Annotated in this window: 18 protein-coding genes; 7 read left to right on the top strand and 11 right to left on the bottom strand. The window is 44.3% G+C overall.

Going from position 1 to position 21,087, the window contains the following annotated elements:
* Positions 1 to 2: 2 nt before the first annotated feature.
* From FTT89_RS09505 to FTT89_RS09485, 5 genes are all read right to left on the bottom strand, one after another.
* A complete protein-coding gene (locus FTT89_RS09505; RefSeq protein ID WP_180134140.1) occupies positions 3 to 731 on the bottom strand; it encodes an SGNH/GDSL hydrolase family protein in 729 nt (242 codons plus the stop codon).
* 167 nt (positions 732 to 898) lie between these two features.
* Positions 899 to 1,642, bottom strand: coding sequence for an SDR family oxidoreductase (locus FTT89_RS09500; RefSeq protein ID WP_180134141.1), 744 nt, complete (start codon positions 1,640 to 1,642; stop codon positions 899 to 901).
* 15 nt (positions 1,643 to 1,657) lie between these two features.
* Complete coding sequence (locus FTT89_RS09495; RefSeq protein WP_180134142.1) at positions 1,658 to 2,356, bottom strand: histidine phosphatase family protein; 699 nt, start codon at positions 2,354 to 2,356, stop codon at positions 1,658 to 1,660.
* Complete coding sequence (locus FTT89_RS09490; protein WP_180172850.1) at positions 2,353 to 3,474, bottom strand: phosphotransferase family protein; 1,122 nt, start codon at positions 3,472 to 3,474, stop codon at positions 2,353 to 2,355. Before FTT89_RS09490 ends, FTT89_RS09495 begins: the two co-directional genes overlap by 4 nt.
* Positions 3,475 to 3,565: 91 nt before the next feature.
* Positions 3,566 to 4,807, bottom strand: a complete 1,242-nt coding sequence (locus FTT89_RS09485) for an acyl-CoA dehydrogenase family protein (protein ID WP_180134144.1) — start codon at positions 4,805 to 4,807, stop codon at positions 3,566 to 3,568.
* A gap of 94 nt (positions 4,808 to 4,901) precedes the next feature.
* On the opposite strand from FTT89_RS09485, the gene FTT89_RS09480 reads away from it, so the two are divergent.
* Together FTT89_RS09480 and FTT89_RS09475 are read left to right on the top strand one after the other, a co-directional pair.
* On the top strand, positions 4,902 to 5,819 hold the full coding sequence (locus tag FTT89_RS09480) for a LysR family transcriptional regulator (RefSeq protein WP_180134145.1): 918 nt from the start codon (positions 4,902 to 4,904) through the stop codon (positions 5,817 to 5,819).
* A gap of 255 nt (positions 5,820 to 6,074) precedes the next feature.
* Positions 6,075 to 6,632 (top strand): thermonuclease family protein, encoded by a 558-nt coding sequence (locus FTT89_RS09475; protein ID WP_180134146.1) that lies wholly within the window; start codon positions 6,075 to 6,077, stop codon positions 6,630 to 6,632.
* A gap of 40 nt (positions 6,633 to 6,672) precedes the next feature.
* Here the strand turns inward: FTT89_RS09475 and FTT89_RS09470 are convergent, their stop codons facing one another.
* From FTT89_RS09470 to FTT89_RS09460, 3 genes are all read right to left on the bottom strand, one after another.
* Positions 6,673 to 6,780 carry a hypothetical protein gene (locus FTT89_RS09470; protein ID WP_005178219.1) on the bottom strand — a complete coding sequence of 36 codons (108 nt, stop codon included), beginning with the start codon at positions 6,778 to 6,780 and terminating at the stop codon, positions 6,673 to 6,675.
* 63 nt (positions 6,781 to 6,843) lie between these two features.
* Positions 6,844 to 7,848 carry a cytochrome d ubiquinol oxidase subunit II gene (gene cydB, locus FTT89_RS09465; RefSeq protein WP_180006468.1) on the bottom strand — a complete coding sequence of 335 codons (1,005 nt, stop codon included), beginning with the start codon at positions 7,846 to 7,848 and terminating at the stop codon, positions 6,844 to 6,846.
* Positions 7,845 to 9,290: a cytochrome ubiquinol oxidase subunit I gene (locus tag FTT89_RS09460; RefSeq protein ID WP_127801473.1), complete on the bottom strand. Its 1,446-nt coding sequence runs from the start codon at positions 9,288 to 9,290 to the stop codon at positions 7,845 to 7,847. Before FTT89_RS09460 ends, cydB begins: the two co-directional genes overlap by 4 nt.
* 416 nt (positions 9,291 to 9,706) lie before the next feature.
* Here FTT89_RS09460 and FTT89_RS09455 point away from each other — a divergent pair, with 416 nt between their 5' ends.
* Positions 9,707 to 10,150: a MarR family winged helix-turn-helix transcriptional regulator gene (locus tag FTT89_RS09455; protein ID WP_180006467.1), complete on the top strand. Its 444-nt coding sequence runs from the start codon at positions 9,707 to 9,709 to the stop codon at positions 10,148 to 10,150.
* Positions 10,147 to 11,355, top strand: coding sequence for an MFS transporter (locus FTT89_RS09450; protein WP_180006466.1), 1,209 nt, complete (start codon positions 10,147 to 10,149; stop codon positions 11,353 to 11,355). The genes FTT89_RS09455 and FTT89_RS09450 overlap by 4 nt, the downstream gene beginning before the upstream one ends.
* Positions 11,356 to 11,369: 14 nt before the next feature.
* Here FTT89_RS09450 and FTT89_RS09445 read toward each other — a convergent pair whose 3' ends face one another.
* The gene (locus FTT89_RS09445) at positions 11,370 to 12,350 is read right to left on the bottom strand and encodes a GlxA family transcriptional regulator (RefSeq protein WP_180006465.1); all 981 of its coding nucleotides are present in this window, start codon (positions 12,348 to 12,350) and stop codon (positions 11,370 to 11,372) included.
* Between the two features lie 114 nt (positions 12,351 to 12,464).
* On the opposite strand from FTT89_RS09445, the gene FTT89_RS09440 reads away from it, so the two are divergent.
* Complete coding sequence (locus tag FTT89_RS09440) at positions 12,465 to 14,252, top strand: acyl-CoA dehydrogenase (RefSeq protein WP_168400113.1); 1,788 nt, start codon at positions 12,465 to 12,467, stop codon at positions 14,250 to 14,252.
* Positions 14,253 to 14,358: 106 nt separating this feature from the next.
* Here the strand turns inward: FTT89_RS09440 and FTT89_RS09435 are convergent, their stop codons facing one another.
* Positions 14,359 to 14,850: a hypothetical protein gene (locus FTT89_RS09435; RefSeq protein ID WP_104471392.1), complete on the bottom strand. Its 492-nt coding sequence runs from the start codon at positions 14,848 to 14,850 to the stop codon at positions 14,359 to 14,361.
* 1,929 nt (positions 14,851 to 16,779) lie between these two features.
* On the opposite strand from FTT89_RS09435, the gene FTT89_RS09430 reads away from it, so the two are divergent.
* Positions 16,780 to 17,526 carry an IS5 family transposase gene (locus tag FTT89_RS09430; protein ID WP_180108544.1) on the top strand — a complete coding sequence of 249 codons (747 nt, stop codon included), beginning with the start codon at positions 16,780 to 16,782 and terminating at the stop codon, positions 17,524 to 17,526.
* 269 nt (positions 17,527 to 17,795) lie between these two features.
* Entirely contained in the window at positions 17,796 to 18,479 is a 684-nt protein-coding gene (locus FTT89_RS09425; protein WP_168381814.1) for a hypothetical protein, read from the top strand.
* A gap of 139 nt (positions 18,480 to 18,618) precedes the next feature.
* On the opposite strand, the gene FTT89_RS09420 is transcribed toward FTT89_RS09425, so the two are convergent.
* Entirely contained in the window at positions 18,619 to 20,979 is a 2,361-nt protein-coding gene (locus tag FTT89_RS09420) for a TonB-dependent receptor (RefSeq protein ID WP_180061889.1), read from the bottom strand.
* Positions 20,980 to 21,087 lie beyond the last annotated feature (108 nt).

The raw sequence follows: 21,087 nt of genomic DNA, 5'->3' as shown, positions 1-21,087 counted from the left end.
ACTCAATTCACTTTATTCATCTTAAGCCGTTGTTTAATTTTGAGTGTTACTTCTTTGCCCCATATTTGATAAATTTCTTTACTCGGATGAAAGCCATCTTCGGCCATTTCCAGTTGCATCTGCTGATATTGCGCAATGTCATATTCAATCCAGTCCATGTTTGGCTGTTTTTGAATAAATTTATGCAGTTCACGGTTCATCTGCTTGGCATATTGGCCAAACAGCCATGCCAGCGGGTTCGGTAAAGCCGGGAAAAGCTGCATCGGTGGTACACCTGCTGCAAGGATGAGTTGTGGCTGAAATTTAGCTGCAATCAGTTGATACAACTGCGCCTGTTTTTGAATCCAGATATCGGCTGGTATCAATTTGGTGACATCATTCACCCCGACCGAGGTGACCACTACATCAAACTTTTCAGTGTTCAGCTGCTGAACGCTTTGAATGACCTGTCCCGTGGTATTGCCTGTTTTGGCATGCAGTTTCCAGCTGACCTGAAATTCGGAAGTGAGTCCGGCCAGAATCGCGCCGAGCAAGGCATCTTCCTGATGGCTGACGCCAACACCGGCAGCAGCTGAATCACCCAGAATTAAAATAGATAAGGCCTGTCCCTGACCGCTCGTGCCTTCACGTTCCCCTTCTGGCTCTGCCAATCTTAAAGTATTTTTCTTGACCCGGCGGCCTTGAATAATCAGGGCTGGAATTAAACCCAAGGTTGCAAGCTTCAGAAACATCGCATTGTCGATCATCTTCAAAAAAATCGGGCCTATTTTAACCAAAATAAGCCCTCTATTTTTATCTTTCTATGAAATATTTTTAAATTTTCAAATATTTAAAACAAACATTTAAAATAAAAAGTGAAAAGCGCCAAATGGAACTTTTCACTTGATATACATGTGGATTAACCGAGTTTATTGACCAGTTTTAATGGTAAGACTTTCATGGCCAAGCCCAGTGGCAACCATGGCCATTTCGGCACATAGGCTTTTACCGGTGCTTTTTCAATTTCTGCAGCCAGTAAGCGTGAACCAGTTTGCTCATCCACTTCAAATGGTAATTTTTTCGCGCCTTCGTTAATTTCGGTACGGATATAGCCCGGGAAAATGGTGGTAACTTTAATTGGCGTATCAATCAGCTCGGCACGGATGCCTTCGGCCAGATGTGCCACGCCAGCTTTACTGGCACCATACGCCGTCAGATGTTTTGGCATACCACGCATTGCACTCATGGAAGAAATCATCACCAGATGACCAGAATTTTGGGCACGGAAAATTTCTACCGCAGCTTCACATTGTGCCAGCGCTGAAATAAAGTTGGTTTCAACCGTGGCGCGGTTAATCGCAAAATTGCCTTTGCCGATCCGGCGGCCTTCACCAACCCCGGCATTGACAATAATCCGGTCAATTGTGCCGAGCTCTTCTTTAAAGGCACGGAACACCTCAAATACCTGATCATAATTGGTGACATCTAAGGTTTTTGCGGCCACGCTCACGCCGTACTTGCTTTCCAGTTCCTGTTTTAAGGTTTCCAGACGTTCCATACGACGCGCACAAATGGCCATGTTATAGCCTTTTTGCGCAAATTCGCGGGCCATACCGGCACCAATGCCGGAACTTGCGCCGGTAATTAAAATTGTTTTGGTCATCTGTCTATTCCTTGATTAAATCCAGGTTAATAATTCTTGATGTTGTGCTTTTATAAAATGATGTTCATTCAGACTTAACAGTTGCGGCTCATTGCCGACCAGACGCAAAGTGGTCATGCTGGTATTGGCGATGGCCCAGTTCAGTGCAAAAGTCCGGTTAGGATTCAGTTCCAGAATTTTTCCAGCAACAACCGAAATGACTCCGCCCGAAGTAAACACAATCGCGTAACGCGGTTTGGTTTGGGCCAGTTCATCACACAGGTTTTGCAAGGCGGTTTCGACCCGGGCCTTGAAATGCGGCCAGGATTCTTCATATTCATGGTGATATTCACCGCCAGTCCAGCGTTCAATGGCACCTTCAAAAATTTTTGCCAGATACGCCCGCGGATTAAGCTCTTTGGCTACATCGGCCTTTAATAAATGCGGTTCATTAAAACGCGGTTCGTATTGGGCAAACACCTGCTGATGGTTAAACTCGTTCCAGTCCGGATTGGTGACCAGATGAGCTTCAGGGAAACATTCGGCCAGAGCGATCTGTGCAGTCTGCTGATGACGCTGCATGGAACCAGCCACCACATAGGGTTCTTCTTTTAAGATATTGTCAAAATACTGACCCAGCAGTTTGGCCTGCAACTCCCCATTCGGCGAAAGCTGGTCATAGCTTTCTGCACCAAACGAAGCCTGACCATGACGGATTAAATAAATAGTCGTCATTTCGGCAGCAGCTCCTTAAATTTGACCATATATTTTTGTGCCAGCTCATTGGCTTCAATTTTTTGCAGCCCAATCAGTTTTAAGGCGCGGATGTGCAAGGCATGAATCACAATCCAGAAATCTTTAAAGGCCGGATTATTGGTCTGTTTATGATAATAACGGTAGTAAATCTGCTGGGCGATCACCGCCAGACGGAAAATCCCGAACACTTCATAGAAGGTCCAGTTTTCCGGTTGCAGGCCGGTTTTTTCCAGATAGTAATCCACCACCTGTTTACGGGTGAACATGCCTTTTAAATGGGTCGGCTGACGGCGGGTGGCTTTAAAAATCTGGTTATCGGTGTCTTCTACCCAGTAGGCCAAAGCCGAACCAAGATCCATCAGCGGATCGCCCAGAGTTGCCATTTCCCAGTCCAGCACGCCAATCACTTCGGTTGGACGCTGCGGATTTAAAATCACATTATCAAAACGCCAGTCATTGTGAATAATACAGGTGGTGGAATCTGCCGGAATATTCTCGTGCAGCCATTTACGCACATATTTAAATGATGGCACATTCAGGGTTTTGGCTTTTTCATAGCGACTGTCCCAGCCTTCTACCTGACGACGGCAATAACCCTCACCTTTACCGAGTTTTTCCAGTTCAGTGCCCTGATACGGCACCTGATGCAGCTCGATTAATTTATCAATCACATTAATGCACAGTTCCTGAACCTGGGTTTCATCAAAGTTCAGTTCTGGCGGCAGTTTGGCCCGCGGGATAATACCTTCCACGCGCTGCATGATATAAAAATCACAGCCAATCACCGATTCATCCTGACACAGCGCCACCATCTGCGGTAATACCGGATAATACGGTGCCAGATTTTTTTGTACATGATATTCACGCGCCATGTCATGCGCAGATTTGGCTTTGGTGCCTTTAGGTGGGCGACGTAAAATTAAATCGGCATTGCGATAGTTCAGACGATAGGTCCAGTTAGAGGCACCGCCTGAATATTGGGTCACTTCAACGGGTTCCTGAACATCAACCCCTTGCGCCTTTAACCATTGGCTTACTGCCTGAATATCCAGTTCCTCGCCTTCACGAACCTGACCGCCAACATCAATCACTGACATGTTATTTTCCTAATTTTTCACTTTTTTAGGTCTTGCCCTATTAGAGCATTTTCAGCTGTAAAGACCCACACTGTTTCTGGTGTTTTGCCACTTATTTTTTACGACGGGTACTGTAGCCACGTTTGGCCAGTTCCAGTTTGGCAATCATGCCTTTATGCACTTCATCGGGACCATCGGCCAAACGTAAGGCACGCGCCTGGGCAAAGAAACCGGTCAATGGCGTATCGCGGGACAGCCCGGCACCGCCGTGGATTTGCATGGCCATATCCACCACTTTTTCCAGCACGCTTGGCGCCACCACTTTAATGGCAGAAATTTCTGTTAAGGCGGCCATATTGCCTAAAGTATCCATTTTATAGGCAGCATAAAGTGTTAACAGGCGTGCCTGATCAATTGCCACACGCGCTTCGGCCACACGCTCCAAATTGCCACCGAGTTTCAGGATTTCCTTGCCAAAGGCAGTCCGGTTCATGCCGCGGTCAATCATCAGTTCCAGTGATTTTTCTGCCGCACCGATACAACGCATACAGTGATGAATCCGGCCGGGTCCTAAACGGCCCTGGGCAATTTCAAAACCTTGGCCGGCACCACCAATAAAATTGGCTACTGGCACACGGACATTGTCAAAGCTGACTTCACCATGCCCATGCGGTGCATCGTAATCGCCAAACACCGGTAACATACGTTCAATTTTCACCCCTGCAGTATCGACCGGGACCAGCACCATCGAATGTTGATGATGACGGTCTTTGCTTTCGTCCGGGGTATGCGCCATAAAAATAATGATTTTGGCATTCGGATCACCCAGACCCGATGACCACCATTTACGCCCGTTCAGGACAATCTCATCGCCTTCTACCACCGCCGTAGCCTGCATATTGGTCGCATCAGAAGAGGCGACTGCCGGTTCAGTCATACAAAACACCGAGCGGATTTTACCTTCGAGCAGTGGCATCAGCCATTGCTGTTTTTGCTGTTCTGAACCATAACGCCATAACACTTCCATGTTGCCGCTATCTGGCGCGTTACAGTTAAATACGGTCGGGGCAATCAGGCTACGGCCAGACAGTTCGGCAATATGTGCATATTCCTGTACTGACAGGCCCTGTCCTAATTCAGGACAAGGTAAAAACATATTCCACAGTCCAGCGGCTTTGGCCTTGGCTTTTAAACTTTCTAATTGTGCCGGCCACTGCCATTGCGTCCAGTCACCGCCCTGATTCAGTTCATGCACCTGCTGCCAAAAGTCGGCCTCAATTGGTTCAATTTCTGTTTGAATAAACTGTTGGGTTCTTTCGAGATAATCCTGTGCGCGTGCTGACAATTCAAACATGACTGTAGCTTCCTCAATCTGTTGTTATATTGGCTTTACAACACCTTAACCTAAAAATTATTATGCATGAAATGATTTTATTGAATTAAGCACTATGCACAATATTCATAATAATAGCCCAATGGATCTGGGTACTTTTCATCGTATTGATATTAATTTATACCCGCTGTTTATTGCGATTTTTGAACAAAAAAATATTTCCAAAGCGGCGCAGCTCTTATGTATCAGCCAGTCGGCCACCAGTCATGCCTTACAACGGCTTAGGTTACAGTTACAGGATGATCTGTTTATTCGCACCGGCCATCAGATGTTACCAACGCCGTTTGCCGAGCAGATTTATCCGACTATTAAAACTGCGCTGCTGTCTATTCAGCATATTGCCCGGCAAAAACAGCAGTTTGAACCGGCGATGGTACATACCCTGAAAATTGCCATACATGATGAAATTGAACCGATTATTTTTCCTAAACTGGTGCAGCATTTTCAGCAGCTGAACTTGCAGATTCAGTTTTTAAGCAGCAAGCTGGACCGTAAAACCATGATCAATGATCTGGCCACCCAGCAAATTGATTTTGTGATTGATCTGGAACACAAGCTGGGCGATAAAATCCAGTTTCAGGCGCTGGTCCAAGACCGTTTCGTGGTCTGTAGCCAGCGTTCATCCATAGATAAAGAATTATATTTGTCTGCGCCGCATATTGGTGTTTCTTCACGCCGTAGTGGCCTGCTGCTGGAAGATATTTATTTAAAGCGCAATCAGCTGTCTCGAACCCTATTATTACGCTGTCAGCATTATTCCACTGCCCTGCAAATTCTGGCGCAGCATGACACCGCGATACTGACTATTCCGGAAAGTATTTTGCGACATTTACATATTGACCCGAAGCTGCATATTTTTGAATCGCCTGTCGACCTGCCGCGAATTGATTTGGGGATGTTCTGGTATAAGGAGATGCAGGAGAATGCACGTCATGCATTTTTAAGAGCGGAGATTTCTAAAATTTTTGCTTAGGCTATTTCAGTAGATTAATCTTAATTATGCTTAGGCTATTTAGAACACTCAAATTTAAGGTTTTTGATTGTCATCAAATCCCCAATATCGCTCAATCCCTTGCCAAATCAGCCATCGCAGCGTAGCTGATTTGTTAAAAACCGGCTGATTGGCGATTTAATCGACCGGCGAATTGCGCCATTTCTTTTACACTAGCGCTTTTATTTTTCACGGTTTACAGCTGGCTTGGTCTGTTCAGCTGAATTGAAAGCGTCTATGTTGACTGAACTCTCCCCTTTCTGGCTGCTGGCATTGGCCGTCGGATGCTGTCTTGTTGCGTTTATGCTGTTGGGTAAAATTTCCCGCTTTGTGCAGCAACTGTTTCGACCTTTTAAAAAAGGCAAAACCTATTGGGCGCGGGTCACTGCAGTCAGCGATGGCGATACCCTCACCCTATACCGTTTTAATTTAAGACGTTCAGAAACCCGCATCCGCTTTGCCTATATTGATGCGCCAGAATCGAGTCAAAGTTATGGTCCGGAAACCCGGCGTCTGGTGAAAACCATGCTGCATCAGAAGGTGGTACGGGTCAAAATTACCGATATTGACCGCTATGGCCGCCATGTTGGGGTGATTTATCGCTACCGTAAAAATGTCAATGAAGAACTGGTCAAACGTGGCGCCGCCTGGGTCTATGAAGATTATATTCGTGATCGCAAGCAGCTAGTACGTATGCGCGCCTTACAGACTCAGGCCAGAGCGCGGAAAAAAGGCCTCTGGAAAAGCAGCCGCCCGGTGCGACCAAGTGTCTATCGCAAACAGAACCGTAAATAAAATGCTCAGGTGGATTTTTAAAGTCCGAAGATGATTCAGCTTAATAAGCCCATTGCACCAGCAAACGAAAAGCCCCGGCAATCAGCGCCAAAGCCACAAAGCCGGCCAGCCAGAGACCAATAAACCACAGCAGCTGTGTACGTTTCATTGCGGCTCCTTGATGACTAAGGGAATAACTGACCTATAATGATGTGCTTCATGTCGATTTTCTTTAATGATAGCCATCATCCCCCACCCGGACTTTATGGCGAAAAATCCAATAGGACATCGCGCTATAACCTAGAATAATCGGAATTAAAATCAGCGCGCCGATGAGAGTAAAACGCTGACTGCTTTCCGGTGCAGCAGCCTGCCAGAAGCTGACCGAGGGCGGAATAATATAAGGCCATAAGCTGATTAAAAAACCGCTATAGGCCAGAAATACCAAGGCCAGCGTATACAAAAATGGGCGAAACTGTTGCTGTTGCCGGCAGGCTTTTAAAGCCAGATAAGTAAAGATCAGCACCAGTATCGGCACCGGAGAGAAATACAGCAGCTGCGGCACACTAAACCAGCGCTCGGCAATGTGCGGCTGGGTTATCGGGGTATAAATACTGACGGCTGCTAAAACAATCAATAGGCCGATCAGCATCTTCGGCATTAAACGGTACATACGCTGCTGTAGCGCCTGATCGGTTTTAAAAATGAGCCAGCCACAACCTAAAGTGGCGTACAACATTACCACGCCAGCACCAGTAAACAGGCTAAACGGCGTTAACCAGTCCAAGCCATGGCCCGCATATACCCCCTGCTCGGTACGAATACCCTGAATATAAGCGCCCAAAATTACGCCTTGTAAAAAGCTGCTAAAAACAGAGCCACCAATAAAAGCTTTGTCCCACCAGTGTTTGCTGCTGTTGGCCTTAAAACGAAACTCAAAGGCAACACCGCGAAAAATTAAGGCAATCACCATTAAAATGACCGGTAAATACAGGGCCGAAAGTACCGTGGCATAGGCCAAGGGAAAAGCAGCAAACAGGCTGGCGCCTCCCAGCACCATCCAGGTTTCATTGCCATCCCAAATTGGCGCGACGGTATTCATCATCACATCCCGCTCTGCCTGCTCGGGAAAAAATGGAAATAAAATCCCGATGCCCAAATCAAAGCCATCTAACACCACATACATCAGCACCGCGAAGGCAATAATCCCGATCCACAGCAAAGATAAATCCATCATGGCTCCTGCTCCTGTTTGGGACGCTCGGTGGGCGGGTCGATCTGCTCGGTGACACTGCTTAATGGCCGTCTGGAGGCTTGAGTAAGCTCAGCATCAGAGGCTGATGATGGCGCTGAATGAATCAGTTCCGGCCCTTTGTGCATCAGTCTGAGCATGTAATAAATGCCCATCCCGAACACCACAAAATACACCAGTACAAAAATCATCAAGCTCAGGCCAACCTGCTCTGCAGACACTGGCGATAAGGCATCTTCGGTACGTAACACCCCATAGACCACCCATGGCTGGCGGCCGACTTCTGTGGTAAACCAACCGGCCAATAAGGCAATAAAACCGGAGGGCCCCATCCACAGAGCAAAACGCTGAAAACGACGATGTTCATATAAACGCTGTCGTTTACGTAGCCACAATCCCCATAGCGCCAGAATCAGCATCAGCACGCCTAAGCCGACCATAATCCGGAAACTCCAGAACACAATGGTCGAATTGGGCCGATCTTCCGGGGCAAATTCTTTTAAACCGGTCACGGTGCCATCCAGCGAATGGGTCAGAATTACGCTGCCCAAGTTGGGAATCGCCAGCACATATTTGGTTTCTTCGGCCTGCATATCTGGAATACCAAACAGATACAGCGGCATGCCTTTCTCATGATTGGTATTCCAATGCCCTTCCATCGCTGCCAGTTTGGCTGGTTGATGTTGCAGGGTATTCAAGCCATGTAAATCGCCCACCAGCACCTGTAAGGGAGTTAAGATCAGCATCAGCCACAAGGCCATTGAAAACGAGGTTTTTACCAATGCATCCCGACGGCCTTTAAGTAAATGCCAAGCGGCCGTGGCAGCCACCAGCAAAGCAGAGACCAAAAAGGCAGCAATTGCCATATGCGCCAGCCGATACAGGAATGACGGATTAAAGACAATGGCCCACCAGTCCTGTGGCACCAGAATGCCATTTTCGATGCTGAAACCTTGCGGAGTTTGCATCCAGCTATTGGCTGATAAAATCCAGAACATGGAAATACAGGTGCCAATTGCGACCATTAAAGTCGAGAAAAAATGTGCTTTAGGTCCCACCCGTCCCCAACCAAACAGCATGATGCCGAGAAAACCCGCTTCCAAAAAGAAAGCGGTGAGCACTTCATAGGCCAATAATGGTCCGGTGACACTGCCGGCGATACGGGAAAATTCACTCCAGTTGGTGCCAAACTGATAGCTCATGACAATGCCAGAAACCACCCCCATGGCAAAGGCGACCGCAAAAATCTTGACCCAGAATTTAAACAGGTCCTGATAAATCGGATTACGACTGCGTAACCAGCGCCATTCCAGAATCGCCAGAAAACTGGCCAGACCAATGGAAATGGCCGGAAAAATGATATGAAACGAAACTGTAAAGGCAAACTGAATCCGGGCCAGTTCCAGCGCGGTAAAACCGAGGGTCATCATGCCACCTTTCAAAAGGTCGAGCTGCGCTCAGGGTGTAGAGTTTTAAATATAGCGTTTTGAATTTTTCTCATCGCGCTTCAGCATAGGACGAAGTTGTATAGGCCTTGTGTAGGCTTTTGATCAAGAATCTTTAAGCGAGTAATTTCTGCAACTGATGAGTTTTTTTGGAAGATAGAAGCGCTGATTTTTTATTCTTGCGGTTTATCAGCTGGATAGACAGGACTGGATGAGAGGAATTTTTGTAGTTCAGTTGATTGACCTTAACGCTGCTTAACAAATCTATAGCAATACACGTTGCCCCCTCATCTTTTATCATCTGTTTTTTGAATCCTTCGCTGGCTTCCCTACTTGAAAAAAATTCCGAACAGGCGTACATTGACTTTGTTTTAGTTACCCTGGTTAACTATTTTTTTATGCCAAGCTCTCCCTTAAAATTTCGTACCGCCTTATTACGCTGCGCACGTCTGTTCAGCGATGAAGTTAATACTCTGTTATTGCCGCATCAGCTTAATTATTCCTTGTGGCAGGTGTTATATGTCATTCATTTAAAACAGCAATGTACCCAGGTAGATATTGCCGCCTATTTAAAGGTGTCCAAACCGAGCATCACCAAACGTATTCGGGTGTTGCTGGACTTGGGTTTAATCCATCAGCTTGAAAGTAGGGATAAACGGCAGAAATGCCTGACTTTTAGCTCTCACGGGCAGGAACTTTTCAAGCATTGTTCAAGCCAGATTGATCAGTTTGAACAGCAGCTGCTGCAGTCTTTTGCAGTTGCGGACATCGCCCATACCCGCGAGATCCTTAATCAGCTGAGTGAACAGTTACAACTGACCCTACAAGGTGAAGACAAATGAGTTCAGCACAAGCACCGCTATGGACCAGAAACTTTATCCTGGTCAGTCTGATCACTTTTCAACTGGTACTGATTTTTTACCTATTGGTGATTGTGATTGTCGGTTATGCCGTGGCGGAATTAAATGCCAGCATTGCCGAAGCCGGTTTAATTTCAGGACTGTTTATTGTCGGCACCTTATTTGGCCGTCTGCTGATTGGCAAATGCCTACAGCGTTTCGGTTATCGTAGCACCCTGCTTTTTGGGCTGGTCGGTTTCTTGCTGCTTTCCTTAGGCTATTTTATAGAGATGGGGGTGACTGCCCTGCTCGGCATCCGTTTTATTCATGGCTTTATGATGGGAGTCGCCTCTACCGTACTCGGCACAGTCATCGCACAAACTCTGCCGCCCACCCGCCGTGGTGAAGGTATTGGCTATTACAGCATGAGCAGCACCCTGGGTACGGCGATTGGTCCTTTTGTCGCGATCTGGATGATGCTGCACACCAGTTATCAGACAATTTTTAGCTTATCCAGTGCCTTAGCGCTGGGCTGTCTGGTGGTGGCCTGTTTTATCCGGATGCCGAACCTGGCACAGCCTAAACCTGCAGCCACCGCGACAGCAGGCAAAGGTTTTGGCTTCTGGACCCAATATCTGGAAAAGAATGCACTGCCGATTTCCCTGATTATGCTGTTTGCTTCCATCTGTTATTCCGGCGTGCTGTCGTTTATTAACTTTTACGCCAAAGAAATTGATCTGGTCGAAGCCGCGTCCTTATTCTTTTTGATGTATGCCATCGCCATTTTTTTTTCGCGTCCATTTACCGGGCGGCTTATGGATCGTAAAGGTGAAAATATCATTATGTATCCTGCCTTTATTGTAATGGCGATTGCCCTGTTTCTGCTGAGTCAGGCGCATAACTCCAGTATGCTGCTGCTTTGTGCTGGCTTGCTTGGTCTGGGCTATGGCAATATTCAATCGGTCTGTCAGACTATTGCGGTCAAAAGTACCTCACTGGAACGTATGGGACTGGCGACTTCGACCTATTTTATCTGTCTGGATGCCGGGCTGGGCTTCGGGCCGTATTTGATCGGAATCGCGCTGAAATCGGTTAGTTATGCGCAGATGTATTTCTATAGTGCCATCGCCGCGCTGCTGTGTTTAGGCCTGTATTATCTGCTGCATGGTCGTCATGCCCAGCAGGTGCAGCCACAGTTATCACGCTAACGAAAGCAATACGCTTAAAACCGCCGGCCAAAGCGCTGGCGGTATTCCATTGGGGTCAGGCCGGTTTTTTTGCGAAATAAACGCCGGAATGAACTCGGATCTTCATAGCCCACCATTTGCATAATCCGGTCAATCGGCTGCTCGGTTTCTTCCAGCCGTTTTTGCGCAGCTTCAATACGAATAGCCTGCACATACTGACTCGGCGCCACATCTAACACTGCTTTAAAACGGCGAATGAGCGTGCGCGGGCTGATATTAAAGCGCGCCGCCACATCTTCCATATTCAAGTTTTCACTAAAATGCTGCTCCAGCCAATGCTGGATTTCTTTTACCAAACCATCCTGATGTGGCTTGCTCATACGCATCAAGGAATAGGACAACTGGTTGTCACGGCGAAAATCCAGCACAAAGGATTTGGCCGTCTGAATGGCAATTTCAAAGCCATAAAAACGTTCAATTAAATGTAGCCCCAAATCGAACCAGGCCAACCCGCCACCGGCACAATAGACATGATCGGACTGGGTAATCAGGCGATCCGCCTGCAAATGGACCTCCGGATAGCGCTGCTGGAACTGATCTTTAAAACCCCAATGCGTGGTGGCGCTGCGGCCCTTTAAAATTCCGGCTTCTGCCAGAAAAAAATTCCCGGTACAGTTTCCGGCAATCAGGCGTTGGGCTTGATCGGCCTGTTGCAGAACATTCATGAGCAACTGATTTTTTTCCAGAATCTGCTCGATGGAACCAGCCAAAGTCGGAATCACCAGCAAATCGGCTTGCTGGATTTCACTATGGGCCAGATGCGCCTCAATGCGTAAACCATTACTGCATTGCACCGTTTCTCCCTGTGGCGAGGCAATCTGTACTTGAAACAGGCGCTGAATATCCTGTTTCTGAATCCGGTTCCAGCTGATGCCGGCCAGACTGAATAAGTCCGCCACACCGGTTATGGCCGAAGCCAGTGCACCATCATAGGCCAGAATAAAAACCCGCTTCATGCTTTCTTCCCAAATGTCGTTTTTAGCTCCTTGAGTGTCATTATTGACAATTTATCTGCCAATACAAGTCTTGTTAAGCTAAGAGCAATCAATAAAAACAGGTAACGGCATCCCATGACCGCACTCATCAATCAAAAAGATCTGGATTTTTTACTCTATCAGGTATTTTCAGCCGAACAGCTGACCCAGCTGGAACGTTATCAGGAACATGACAAAGCCACCTTCGACAGTATTTTAGATACGGCGCGCGGCATTGCAGCAGACTATTTTGCCCCGCACAATGCCAAAGGCGATGCGCAAGAACCGCATTTTGATGGTACTCAGGTACATACCATTGCCGAAGTGAAACAGGCCTGGCAACAGTTTGCCCAGGCCGGTCTGTTATGTGCCCAGCATGATTATGATCAGGGCGGTATGCAGCTTCCCACACTGATTAATATGGCTGCCAATGCCTATTTTATGTCGGCCAATCCTGCCACCGTGGCTTATTCGTTTTTAACCGCCGCCGCAGCGAATCTGATTCAGGCCTTCGGTACCGAGCAGCAGAAACAGACCTTTGTCCCGTCGATGTTCAATGGCCGCTTTTCCGGCACCATGGCCATGACCGAGCCGAATGTCGGTTCCTCTCTGGGTGATCTGACCACCAAAGCCATTCCACAAGCTGATGGCAGCTACAAAATTAAAGGCCAGAAAATGTTTATTTCTGGGGGTGATCAGGACATTACTGAAAATATTGTGCATCTGGTGCTGGCGCGGATTCAGGATGCGCCACAAGGTGTCAAAGGCATTTCCCTGTTTATTGTGCCGAAATTCCTGACCAATGAAGATGGCACGCTGGGTGAACGCAATGATGTCAAACTGGCTGGCCTGTTACATAAAATGGGCTATCGCGGGACAACATCGACTGTGCTGAATTTTGGTGAAAATAACCAATGCTTAGGCTATTTGATTGGTGAAGCTGGTCAGGGCCTGAAATATATGTTCAAAATGATGAACGAGGCGCGTGTCGGTGTTGGGCTGGGCGCCGCGATGATCGGTTATCGCGGTTATTTGGAATCGCTGGAATATGCCAGAAACCGTCCGCAAGGCCGACTGGCCAGTGAAAAAAATAGCGACAGCAAACCGGTCAATATTATTGAACATAGCGATGTGAAACGGATGTTGTTAGCGCAAAAGGCCTATGTAGAAGGAGCTTTGGCATTGTGCCTGTTTGCCGCGCGACTGATTGATGAACATCAGGCGGGTGGCTCGGAAGATAGCGCCATTCTGCTCGACCTGATCACGCCTGTGGTCAAATCCTTCCCGTCTGCCTATGGTCCGAAAGCCAATGATCTAGCAATTCAGGTACTTGGCGGTGCCGGCTATACCCGTGATTATCCGGTAGAACAGTATTATCGGGATAATCGCTTAAATCCGATTCATGAAGGCACTTTTGGTATTCAGTCACTGGATTTACTCGGGCGTAAATTATGGCAGCACAATGGCAAAGGCTTAAATCTGCTAATGCAACGCATCAACACCACGCTGGAACAGATTCAGCATCCGGCCATTCTGGATCTGTCTAGCAAATTCTGCAAACATCTGGCTACGGTACAAAGCACCACACAAAAACTGGGACAGGCGCTTATGCAAGGTCAAACCAATGAGGCTTTGGCCAATTCTGCACTGTATTTAGATATGATGGCTAAAGTGATTATTTCCTGGTTATGGCTGGATATGGCCAACAAGGCGCAACAGCAGTTTGGCCAGTCTGAGTTGGCAGAAGATCAGCAATTTTTAGCAGGCAAGTTGCAAGCGGCGCGCTATTTTATTCGCTGGGAATTACCGGAAATTGAACATCAGGCCAAATTACTGAGTGAATTTGATGATACTTGCCTGTCGATGCACAGCGACTGGTTTTAAAACCGGATGATGGAAAGCAGGTTTTAAATATCTACCTCCTAAAGAAAATCCCCATGTAGTTTATTACAGGGGGATTTTTTATATACTTCTAGAATGCAGATGCCGTTTAGAATTGTGCATTCAAGACATTGGCCGCCACTTTACCCTGCCACAATTCACGTAGGGTCGGTAAATAGAATTTTTCACCCAGCTCGACCAGTTCTGCATCAATTTGCGCATGAACTTCATGCATAAACAGATAGTCCAGCTCTACCGTCGCCAATTGGCTTTGTGATTTTTTATAGTCCTGACGTTTTTGCTGTGCTTGCTTCACCAAACGGTCTGCAAAAGCGCGATCTTTATATTTCGCAATAGCATTTAAACGCAGCTCAATCAGGCCCCAACCACTGAGCAGCAATTTAAATAATTCCAGATCTGCCGTGGTTGATTCCCAGGTCATGTCTTCCAGGTTTTCATTTTCAGGCAGCACCGGCAGCAGCAGCTCCATCACACTTGGGAAAATTTTCTTAAAATTTAAAATAAATTTAACAGGATGCTCACCCGGATAATCGGTAAATTGCACCTTTTTCTGAACATCCGTTAAATAGATATCAAGCATTGAAAATTTTCCTAGTTAGATTGCTGTTTTACAAAGCTTTATTTCTTAGCCTGTAAAACTGTAATAAAAAACGAATCGCATTTTAGCAATTATGACATCTTATTCAATGTTATTTAAGCCATACGTCTACATGAGGATGGCTTTAGCTCTAAAATTCTTCAATCTATAAGAATGACTTTAAACGGTTCGACGGCTTGTAATTCTTTTTAAGAACATTGATTCAAGGTTAATGGATGGTTCTTTTCTTTATTGGGTTCTTGAGTTTGAATCTTATATTAATCAACATCTAGTTAGTAGTTAGTAGTTCAATAAGCACGAACACTCCATATTAAAATGACACACTGTTTGCCTTCAATGCACTCTCATCTATTATGCTGAGATATCTCAGACTTAAAAAATAACGATGCTTTTTCTTATTGCGATCCTATTTTTAGTTTTTATTCTCTATTACTACAGGCTTGATCAGGCCAGCGCGACGAGCAGCGAGTTTGTGTTCTACCTTTGCCTTTCCTTAATCATCCTCTGCATCGTGAACGCTTGGCGTGTGTTGACTTAAGTAGCAAGTAAGTATTAAAAAAACCTTCTCATCTCCCAGCGGTCACAAAACTGCACATACCGTGACCGTCCAGTTACACCTATATTTTTCCTTTCACAAGCGGTTCATAGTACAGGTATATCATCACGGGATTAAAAAAATTAATGTGAGATGTATCGTGAAATACGGAATTTTAATTGTTCTACTGTTAAGCTGTGTAGTCAGCAGTGGCCTGAGTTTCTGGGTTGGATTCAAGGCAAATGATTCATTATTATTGATCATTGGCGGACTGCTTGTTTTTGCATCAATCTTGATTGCCCTTGAAATTAAAAAAGTCAAAAAAGATCCGTTCTAAGCCAAGCCGGCAATTTTTCTATGCTCTATGGATGCGGGTATAGCGCCTATTCACGCTCTTTTAGACAATCCTGACAGCGCCGAATTTCTTCATCATCACCTGTGTATTCGACTTCAGTTGCGCCATGAAAGCTAAACAGACAAAGAAGGAACTGGATCATAATATTCTGCTCTTAATAATCTGCCTCCTGTTCTGGAGGACGGAGATGGGAGAAAATCAGAAGCTAGCCCTGATACAAATTTTATATAAATAGAAATTTTAAAAGTTGTCATAATATGACACTCATAAAAATTAATATTCAATTAAATTATCCTATTTCGATAATCTAAATAAAAAATTACCCACTAAACCCAAAAGTTCTGAATAACGACTTTATGGATATTTTCATCGAAATCCAGATTAGACAGACTTAAGTTTTTGTTCTTCATATTGATATAACAATAACTTGCTGCAAGTCCTACACCAATCAAAGCTAATAGTTTCATTGCTCACCTCACCTATTGGAAGATCTGGATTTAAACTATCATTCAAATTTGTAGCTTTCACATTCAATTTTGATCATTTTTTGTACAGATTGTAATTTCCGGAGCAATGTATAAAGCCATAAAAAAGCCCACCAGTGGGTGAGCTTTTTAGGTCTTGACCAAGAGAAAGAAGCAATAGGGATGAGCGCTGTTAATACTCTTGATCTAAACCATTGCTACACGTTTCATTCCTTTCTTCATCGAGCAGGTAGTCGATTTCAGTCACCTCATGCAGGCCAAATAAAGTGAATAGAAGATGGAGCATAATTTTTCTCCTCAAAAAAATGCCTCCCTAGAGGAGGAGGCAGTAAAAAAAGAAACTACAGCGATAGATTCTGCTGAAAATTATATATAAATTTATAATTTATATATTTGCATAATATTACATATTTTATGCCAAAAATTAGCCAACCCAAGCCGTTTTAAATGAATTGTTAGGGTCTGTTGACATTTACTGTGCAAAAAAAATAGCGAAAAAGTAGAATTTAATCGCCAAACCAAATCTACTCCTCGCTATGCCTCGTACAATGTTGACTGATCAACACTGGTCTAAGTTAGAAAACATTTTCCGTAATTTTCGTATTTATCTCAAACAAAATCTTCGAAATTTTATTGAAGCTATTCTTTATAGAATCCGTACAGGCTGCCCGTGGCGGGATTTACCTGCTGCCTTCGGAAAGCCAAACTCCATATTCAAGAAATTTTCCCGGTGGTCGAAAGACAATAAGTTATTAAAAATATTTAAGTTAATTTCATCTGATGCTGATCTAGAGTGGGTGTTTATTGATGCTAGCCATGTGAGGGCCCATCAGCATGCTACAGGAATCAAGGATCAGGCTATTTCAAAAAGTATCGGTGGAAACAGTTCTAAAATTCATTTGGCAGTTGATTCTCATGGGAACCCTGTTCAGTTTTTGATAGAGAATGGTACGACCCATGATGTAAAAGTGGCACCGAAATTAATTAATAGCATAGACCTGAATGAGACAGAAATTCTCTGTGCCGATAAGGGGTATGACTCTGAATCCTTGAGAGAACAGATAGAAAAAACGGGGACTCAAGCTAATATTCCCAAGAAATCCAATACGCTTTCAAATAATGATCATGTGGATTGGTATTTTTATAAAATCAGGCACTTAATTGAGAATGCCTTTGCTAGATTAAAGCAATTTAGAGGAATTGCCACACGCTATGACAAGCTAAAGCAAAGCTATGAAAATTCTGTTGCCTTAGCTTGTATCTTTATTTGGCTACCATTATGAAATGTCAACAGACCCTAATAGAAAATTATTATAATTTTAAGATAAGTTTAATAGTATTCAAAACTCGGAGGCATCCTCAACCTCGAATCGACTGCCTCGCTGTCATTGTAAAGTGCAATTTAAGAAAAACCACCAAAACCCAATATTCAACGCATAGTTGTTAAACCGGAGTTGAGCTATACTGCAAACCTAATGACAAAGCTGGTTTTGTGAACCTAATCTCTTCTTATAAAAAACATAAATTCACTTTTACCGAAGATAATCTCTTTATGAAAAATATTATCCTTCCACTATTCATATCTTTTACAACACTCAGTTTAACAACTGCCTGTAACAGTCCTTCTAATAATTATATTGAGAACACTTCTGGTTCAAAAGCTAGTCCAGAACTCAGTTCTGAAAGTAAACTCATTATCGAAGAATACAACTCTATAATTTTAGAATTTCAAAATATTGATGATGAAACAGAAACCTTAAAGAAACTTAAATCTATTATTCCCAAGTTGAAGCAAATCAATCTTGAAAAAGAACGTTATCGGCTTTTAATGAATTCGTACCTTAGAATTGGAGATATTGAGAAAGCCTATACATTAACAGAAGAAATTTTGGCTCAAAACAAACAACCTAACATAAAAAACTTTCAATGTATGTTAATGGAAACACTAAATAAGCCTTCTTCTTTAATTAAAGATTGCTACTCAGCTGCTGCATCTCTTTATCAACATGAATTAAATAAATTAGATTCATCTGCCCCGAACTACACACAAATATTATGGGGATTTAACGTAAATATATTTCATGCAGGGCATATTGAATACCGATACCAGCTTAAAAAAATTGTGGATCATCAAAAAAATGAAACAGATCAACAATTTTATAAAACCTTATTTGATTTAGAGACCAATGCCGACCTGCGTCAAGAATTATTATATTCAATTGCTTCTCGCATATAATTCAATAGCTCGCTTCTCCTCAATATTCAGATTAAGCATCTTCAAGAGGCCTAACCTGAATATCTAATGTCTCCATCTCAATACATCAAGCAGTCCACCTACCAATGTATTCAAGGAAAATATTCAGATCATCCCACCCTTAAAGATGCATGGTCACACCCAGCTGAAAAGCGCGGCCCGGTAACGGCGCAATATATTTCAGGGACGAATTATGTGGACGTGCCTCTTCATCCAGCAGGTTTGATCCATTCATAAACACATCAAAACTGGCATTTTTTAAAGTCACTTTTTTACGAATATCCAGATCCATCAGGTTATATGCCGGTAATGGCACTTCCTCTGACACATTTTTTCCTAAATATCTCGGTTGATCATAATAAATACTTGCCAGACGCGCTGACCAATCGGCGCGTGTCCATTCAATGTGGGCACCATAACGATTGGTCGGCATATTCGGCAAATACACGCCATCATTACTTAAACGCAAACTTTCCGGATTAGTGGCCTTATTTTTAACCAGATCGGCAAAACCACCGACCTGTACCTCACCAAAATGGTCTAAATCAAAAGTGTAGTTCATATCCACCTCAAAACCATTCACTTTAGTATCGGTTTGCTTCCAGTACTTCAGCGGTAAACGGTTTCTCATGGATGAACCGGAATGCGACAAATAAAAATAATCTTCAAAATCCATTTGATATAAAGCTACAGCGATATTCGCAGCATCCCAGTTCACATGCGTGATTAATTCCAGCCCCTGCATTTTTTCTTTGTTCAATGCCTGATTGCCTTCCTCCTGCGTCATAACCGAATAATGCGGATTGCTGGCATACAGTTCATTAATTTCAGGAGCCCGTTCTGACTTAGAATATTGCAGCCTAAAGTCCAGATAATCAGTCGCTTTAAAATTCGAACCGACATAAAAACTATTTAGGTCAAAGGATTTATTTTGTAGGGTGCTATTGGCCGCATTACGCGCCAGTTTAAAACTCTGATCCTGAATCTCATGCTGAACATTTTCATGGCGATAACCGGCATCCACTGAAAACCGCTCCCAGTCCAATTTTTCCTGGATAAATACTGCCTGGGTCGTGGTTTTGACATTAGGGAGATAGCGCTGTGTTCCTGAACCCTTAACATCACGTACATTCAAAGCAGTGCCAATTTCACCGCTCAAATTTTTATAAGGCATCTGCTTTAGTACCAGTTCGGCAGCATGGCTATCAAACTGATATTCATTGGCTTTGCTTGCACCAATATATTCACCCGAGCGATTGGATAATTTTGATGCCTGAATTTGGAGATGATCAAGTACAGGCAGTGGGTCCCTGAGTAACGCATCAACCGCAAAACGGTTCTGTTTAATCTGCACCGTGACCGGCAAGCTATCATCATAAGCGCTCTGGAAAGATTTATTTTCCATTGAGAAACCCGGCACACCATAATCACTGGTTTTATAATCGGCACTAATTCCGATATAGCCATTGTCTAAAAAGTAGGTACTCCCGATTGCCATATTTTCATTTCTGGCATAGCTATTGCCCAGTTTTTTCTGATAATTGGGCGTAACATCCTGATTGGTTCGGCTTTCCACATATTTTGGCGTATTGGGCACATAATCCGGGTTGGGATCATTGATAAATTCCCGGTAGGCGCCATTCACATAGCGGGTTAAAACCGCTTGATCAGTATATTTGGCCGACTCCAAGCCATCATAATAATCATAAAAATGCTGAGGATTCTGCGCGATATCTTCTAAAACATGCTTATTTAAATATTGATGATGTGCCTTATTAAAGACCTGTTCAATTCTGGCATCGCGCTGGCAGGCGCTTGCCAAAGCAGAATCAATCCCACCTCGCTCCGAGATAATCGCTGTATCACAGACGGCTGCTTTGCTCTTTCCGGGAATTTTATAAGATGAAATCTGTTGGGTAGAAAACTGGATATTGGTGCTCAGATTTTCCTGATTATTGACATTAATGCGAATACCATGCCCGCTAAAATCGTTAAAGCCCTTTTTATATACCACATCGACATTGGCACTTTTCTCTTCCAGCATTTTTGAAATGATGCCCGAATCTATATCCACATAACCACCAATCGCCTGTCCGCCATAACGTACAGTATTGGTCCCTTTATGTACGGTCACGCTTTTAGTAAATAGTGGATCAAATGGAATATTAATATCACCGCTGATAGCATTCATTCCATTGATCGCCTGACCATTCTCCAGAATCCCGACCCGATGACCGCTCAAACTGCGTATCACTGGTGCCCCCGAATTGGGACCGAATGCGCTACTTTGCACGCCAGACATATGTTTAACAGCATCGCCCAAGGTATTGGCTGTTTCAATGCGTTCTTTAAGTGCAATATTCAGATTCTTGTCAGTATCATCCCCCTGAAAAATAAGTGGTTCCAGAATTGTAATCGGCTCTTCAGCCTGTGCCTGTTGCATCGCCAATAAAATTAAAGTCATGAGTGTGCTGTATTTCATGCGAGCCCCCTTTTAAAAAGTGTTATGTTATAACATAACTTTATGTCTATTTAAAAAATTATTCTGGTTTTTCTGGCAGATCGAGAAAATGCAGCAACTCAATTGAGA

This window comes from Acinetobacter sp. YH01025 (genome assembly GCF_013420185.1).
GTDB classification, from domain to species: Bacteria; Pseudomonadota; Gammaproteobacteria; order Pseudomonadales; family Moraxellaceae; genus Acinetobacter; species Acinetobacter indicus.
Note: the sequence above shows the minus strand (reverse complement) of the source record. Positions and strands in the feature narration are given on the sequence as shown.

Bases quoted from the DNA above. Each gene is read 5' to 3' on its own strand.
- FTT89_RS09430 (WP_180108544.1), top strand. From the start codon at position 16,780: ATGCCTCGTACAATGTTGACTGATCAACACTGGTCTAAGTTAGAAAAC.
- FTT89_RS09505 (WP_180134140.1), bottom strand. From the start codon at position 731: ATGTTTCTGAAGCTTGCAACCTTGGGTTTAATTCCAGCCCTGATTATT.
- FTT89_RS09420 (WP_180061889.1), bottom strand. From the start codon at position 20,979: ATGAAATACAGCACACTCATGACTTTAATTTTATTGGCGATGCAACAG.
- FTT89_RS09460 (WP_127801473.1), bottom strand. From the start codon at position 9,290: ATGACCCTCGGTTTTACCGCGCTGGAACTGGCCCGGATTCAGTTTGCC.
- FTT89_RS09455 (WP_180006467.1), top strand. From the start codon at position 9,707: ATGCCAAGCTCTCCCTTAAAATTTCGTACCGCCTTATTACGCTGCGCA.
- FTT89_RS09470 (WP_005178219.1), bottom strand. From the start codon at position 6,780: ATGAAACGTACACAGCTGCTGTGGTTTATTGGTCTCTGGCTGGCCGGC.
- FTT89_RS09500 (WP_180134141.1), bottom strand. From the start codon at position 1,642: ATGACCAAAACAATTTTAATTACCGGCGCAAGTTCCGGCATTGGTGCC.
- FTT89_RS09425 (WP_168381814.1), top strand. From the start codon at position 17,796: ATGAAAAATATTATCCTTCCACTATTCATATCTTTTACAACACTCAGT.
- FTT89_RS09495 (WP_180134142.1), bottom strand. From the start codon at position 2,356: ATGACGACTATTTATTTAATCCGTCATGGTCAGGCTTCGTTTGGTGCA.
- FTT89_RS09485 (WP_180134144.1), bottom strand. From the start codon at position 4,807: ATGTTTGAATTGTCAGCACGCGCACAGGATTATCTCGAAAGAACCCAA.
- FTT89_RS09440 (WP_168400113.1), top strand. From the start codon at position 12,465: ATGACCGCACTCATCAATCAAAAAGATCTGGATTTTTTACTCTATCAG.
- FTT89_RS09450 (WP_180006466.1), top strand. From the start codon at position 10,147: ATGAGTTCAGCACAAGCACCGCTATGGACCAGAAACTTTATCCTGGTC.
- cydB (WP_180006468.1), bottom strand. From the start codon at position 7,848: ATGATGGATTTATCTTTGCTGTGGATCGGGATTATTGCCTTCGCGGTG.
- FTT89_RS09480 (WP_180134145.1), top strand. From the start codon at position 4,902: ATGCACAATATTCATAATAATAGCCCAATGGATCTGGGTACTTTTCAT.
- FTT89_RS09435 (WP_104471392.1), bottom strand. From the start codon at position 14,850: ATGCTTGATATCTATTTAACGGATGTTCAGAAAAAGGTGCAATTTACC.
- FTT89_RS09475 (WP_180134146.1), top strand. From the start codon at position 6,075: ATGTTGACTGAACTCTCCCCTTTCTGGCTGCTGGCATTGGCCGTCGGA.
- FTT89_RS09490 (WP_180172850.1), bottom strand. From the start codon at position 3,474: ATGTCAGTGATTGATGTTGGCGGTCAGGTTCGTGAAGGCGAGGAACTG.
- FTT89_RS09445 (WP_180006465.1), bottom strand. From the start codon at position 12,350: ATGAAGCGGGTTTTTATTCTGGCCTATGATGGTGCACTGGCTTCGGCC.